Source organism: Paraburkholderia sp. 2C (genome assembly GCF_054589215.1).
The window spans coordinates 1-537 of the sequence record NZ_BAAILL010000018.1 but is presented as its reverse complement, the minus strand read 5'-3'; the positions used below and the strand labels follow the sequence as shown (position 1 = coordinate 537).

The following is a 537-nucleotide window of genomic DNA, read 5'->3' as shown; positions in this document are numbered from 1 at the left end:
TACCGAGCACCCATTCGAGCCACGCCGTGACCGAGAGCCGCCGGGTACGGCCGGACAGATTGCGTAGTGTCAGCCGGCTGATCTTCAACGGATCGGTACGCGGCACGTATTGCAGCAGGCTCAGTGCGATACCGTTCGCGTCGTGCTCGAAGCGGCTGTAGCCATAGCCGTGACGCGCGATATACACGCCGCCGTCGCGAATCGGTTTTGCAGTGGGTGTCCACACGTCGCCGGTGCTTTCATCGCGCACGTAAATGGCTTCGCCGGCGGGGTCTTCGACGGGATCGTTCGACCACGGCGTGAGCTGATTTTCCCGGCTGTTTTCCGCCCACGTATAACCGGTGCCTTCGGCCGCGACGTGGAAGCCGAAGCCCGGGTTGGCGATCACATTGATCCAGGGCGCGGGTGTGCTGGCGTGCTCGGCGAGCACGGTCACGTATTCGCTGCCGTTACGGCCAAAGCCGCCGAGGCCATTGAAGAATTCGAGGCCGGCGGTCAGCATCGCCACCGCAGACGCTTCGGGAGGGGCCGGCCACG

At 64.6% G+C, this 537-nt stretch carries 1 protein-coding gene; it reads right to left on the bottom strand.

The features are described 5' to 3' along the window. The coding region (locus ACYPXD_RS05740) for a hypothetical protein (RefSeq protein ID WP_459708458.1) at nucleotides 1-537 on the bottom strand (537 nt) is incomplete at both ends.